Source organism: Phocaeicola sp. (assembly GCF_048170425.1).
In the GTDB taxonomy this organism is placed as follows: domain Bacteria; phylum Bacteroidota; class Bacteroidia; order Bacteroidales; family Bacteroidaceae; genus Phocaeicola.
Genome location: NZ_DBEXBB010000001.1, coordinates 1 through 3,787, shown reverse-complemented (window position 1 = coordinate 3,787; position 3,787 = coordinate 1). Strand labels below are relative to the sequence as shown.

Genomic DNA, 3,787 nt, shown 5'->3' with positions numbered 1-3,787 from the left:
TGAGATATCTTACTTGATTCCCTAATATACAAAAAATTAGGGAGACGGGCAAGTGCTGGCTGAGCGAAGTTGGGACTTGCCCGATTTTTTTGCAAACACAAAAAAGAGGCCATCTCAAAGTTTATTTGAGACAGCCTCTTTCTTTATTTTTTAGGAGTAAGTTGCGGAATCTGAATCGTGGTACCCACCGGTACATTATCCGGATTTTTGATGATATCCTTATTGTGTTTTACCAGATAAGGCCAGAGTTTTTTATTACCATAGAATTTCAACGCTACCCGCACCAGGCTCTCTCCTGGCTTGAGGGTATATGCTCCCTGATTTCCAGTTATCTGATATTCAACCGTATCAGCCAGAGTTTCCCTTTTCGGCACGGGCGTAGAAGCTACAGGAGTTTTTTCTTCTTTCTTCACGACGGTTTTCAGGGTATCCTTCTGTTGTACCAAGGAAGAATCGGTTTTTACAGCAGAAGTATCAGCCACTTGCAAGGAGTCCGGAACCACAGGTGCAGGCGTTTTCCGGGTTTCATTCATCAGCTTTTCCACTACCTGTTCCGGAATATACCGTCGGCCCGAGGTCAATGCCCATGTCACGATTCCTCCTATAAAAATGCCCACCAGCAAGATGGAAGCAATCATACACCACGGTATATCAGATTCCTTCTCTGAAGGAGAAAGAGATACAGTGGGAATCCTTTCTTCCTTTTCAGGCATCGTATCTTCCGGTTTTTCTTTTACTTTTTCCTCCTCTGAAATCACCACCCCGGTTACTGATTCCGGAGCCACTTTCTCCTCAATCGGAGAAGCAATTTCCGTTTGTAGCAGCACTTCATCGGTTTCTTCCGTGGCCGGTTCCACCTGAGGTTCGGTTGTCGCCTCAGTTTTCTCAGCCTTCTCTTCCCTCATCACCGCTTCTTGACATCCTGCATCAGATTCATCTTCAGACAAGTCTGCAAAATGCACTTCATCCTTCAACGGCACTGGCTGGAAATGCGAAAAAGGCTTGTTCACCAAATCTTTCAATCCAGCTTCCGGAATAAACGAAATGCGCGTACATGATTGATTATCTGAGATTTCCAACCCATTGAGAACCGCTTCATCAGCCGCATCTACCGTGATAAGCTTAAACGTACCCAAGCCTTTCACCTTTACATACTTGTCCCTTACCAAAGCTTCCTCTATCAACGACAGAAACTCCTTGGCAAAAAGCGCCGCGTCAGCCTGATTAAGCTGACATTTGCGGGCAAACAATTCCACAAGTTCATGTAAAGTTATTTTATCATTCATCCGAGAAGATGTTTTTAAGCCTCCCCTTTATCGAGTTAGCCGACCTAAAACTGACAGCCAGTTCGGGGGGTACCAGAAAGCGCTGTCTGGTAACGGGATTCACAGAAATATACTCCATCTTTTTCTCCACTTCAAATGAACCAAAGTCCTGAAGCACGACCGTTTTATTCTCCTGTAGAGTCTGCGACACACACCCCGTGAAAGAAGCCAGCAAGGCCGCTGTTTCCTTTTCGGTTTTCTCTAAACGACGAGACAGTTCTTCTATGAATTCCTTGTTTGTCATCTTATTTCACGATTGTCGCATACAAATCAAAATCATCCGCGTCGTACACCTTTACCCGGTGGAAACTGCCGACTCTCAAACGGTGATTTTCTGCGTTTATCAGCACTTCCGGATCGACTTCCGGCGAATCAAACTGCGTACGGCCGATGTAGTAATCACCTTCCTTACGGTCAATGATTACCTTAAACTCCTGTCCAATCTTACGATGAGACAACTCTGCGGAAATTTCCTGCTGCAAAGCCATCAGGTCATCCAGACGCTGCTGCTTGACTTCCTGTGGAATCTCATCTTTATAGTGTTTGGCAGAATAAGTTCCTTCTTCTTCCGAATAGGCAAATGCCCCCATACGGTCGAAACGTGCCCTGCGGACAAAGTCCATCAGTTCTTCAAAATCCTGCTCCGTTTCACCCGGATGGCCTACCATCAGTGTAGTACGCAGATGAATACCAGGTACTTCCTTACGGAACTTCTCTATCAGCTGATAGGTTTCTTCCTTCGTGACATGACGGCGCATTTTTTGCAACATATTGTCGCTGATATGCTGCAAGGCAATGTCCATGTACTTGCATACATTATCATTTTCACGCATCACACGGAACAAATCTTCCGGGAAATGAGCAGGGTACGCATAATGCAGGCGAATCCATTCCACACCAGGGATACGTGCCATCTGCTCTATCAGCTCCGGCAACATCTGTTTTTTATACAAATCCACCCCGTAATAGGTCAGTTCCTGTGCGATTACCTGAAATTCTTTCACCCCTTCTGATACCAGCAGGCGCACCTCGTCCAGAATTTCCTCCATAGAACGAGATACATGTTTTCCGGTAATAATGGGAATGGCGCAATAAGAACACTTGCGGTCGCAGCCCTCTGAAATTTTCAGGTACGCATAATGCTTGGGTGTCGTCAGATGACGTTCAATGGCAAACTCAGAATGATACGCTTTTCCTAAATCGGCCAGAAGCTCATTCCAATTGAATTTCCCATAAAATTTGTCCACCTGAGGAATTTCCATCTGCAAGTCCTTCAGATAACGTTCCGACAGACAGCCCATCACATAAAGTTTCTTCAGGCGGCCTTCTTCCTTTGCCTGACAAAACTCCAGAATCATGTTGATAGATTCTTCCTTCGCATCACCAATAAAGCCACAAGTATTGATAACGGCAATTTCTCCCTGCGGATGGTCACTGTCATGTGTCACCTTATAGCCATTGGCTTCCAACTGTTTCATCAATTTCTCAGAATCCACCAGATTCTTCGAACATCCTAATGTAATAAGATCGATGGTATTTTTTCTCATTCCTGTGTCGTTGAGCCAAACAATGAATCTACAAACTCACGGCGACGGAATATCTGCAGGTCTTCCATGCCTTCTCCCAGACCGATGTATTTCACCGGAATCTTAAACTGGTCGGAAATTCCAATCACCACTCCCCCTTTGGCTGTTCCATCAAGTTTAGTAATGGCCATGGCGGTTACCTCCGTGGCCAGAGTAAACTGCTTGGCTTGCTCGAATGCGTTCTGTCCGGTAGAACCGTCCAGCACCAGCAATACCTCATGAGGCGCATCGAGTACCACCTTCTTCATCACATTCTTTATTTTTGTCAGCTCGTTCATCAAGCCAATCTTATTGTGCAAACGTCCTGCCGTATCAATAATTACCACATCCGCATTGTTGGCTTTGGCAGAACTCAATGTATCAAAGGCTACCGAAGCCGGATCGGCTCCCATTTTCTGTTTTACCACCGGTACACCCACACGTTCTCCCCAAATGTCCAGCTGTTCTACGGCTGCGGCACGGAAAGTATCTGCGGCACCCAGATAAACTTTTTTCCCGGCTTTTTTAAACTGATAAGCCAGTTTTCCGATGGTCGTTGTTTTTCCTACTCCGTTCACGCCTACCACCATAATTACATAAGGGGTCTTATCCTGAGGCACATCAAAGTCGGCAGCATCTACCGTATTGTTTTCCATCAGCAATGCTGCAATTTCCTCACGAAGGATATTGTTCAGTTCCTGTGTATTCACATACTTATCCTTTGCCACTCTGTTTTCAATGCGCTTGATAATGTTCAGCGTAGTTTCCACTCCCACATCAGACGTAATGAGCACCTCCTCCAGATTGTCCAGCACCTCATCATCCACCTTCGATTTTCCGGCAACCGCACGTGCTATTTTTCCAAATACACTTTCTTTGGTCTTAGACAATCCTTTG

The 3,787-nt window shown here is 45.6% G+C and carries 4 protein-coding genes; all 4 read right to left on the bottom strand.

Annotated features, from left to right (window positions below):
* Positions 1-143: 143 nt before the first annotated feature.
* Positions 144-1,286: an HU family DNA-binding protein gene (locus ACMJ0U_RS00020; protein WP_417127348.1), complete on the bottom strand. Its 1,143-nt coding sequence runs from the start codon at positions 1,284-1,286 to the stop codon at positions 144-146.
* Positions 1,279-1,569, bottom strand: a complete 291-nt coding sequence (locus tag ACMJ0U_RS00015; protein ID WP_417127347.1) for an HU family DNA-binding protein — start codon at positions 1,567-1,569, stop codon at positions 1,279-1,281. Before ACMJ0U_RS00015 ends, ACMJ0U_RS00020 begins: the two co-directional genes overlap by 8 nt.
* A 1-nt stretch (position 1,570) precedes the next feature.
* On the bottom strand, positions 1,571-2,872 hold the full coding sequence (gene rimO, locus ACMJ0U_RS00010; RefSeq protein WP_417127346.1) for a 30S ribosomal protein S12 methylthiotransferase RimO: 1,302 nt from the start codon (positions 2,870-2,872) through the stop codon (positions 1,571-1,573).
* A partial coding sequence (gene ftsY / locus ACMJ0U_RS00005) for a signal recognition particle-docking protein FtsY (protein ID WP_417127345.1) occupies positions 2,869-3,787 on the bottom strand: 919 nt, incomplete at its 5' end. The genes ftsY and rimO, both read right to left, overlap by 4 nt.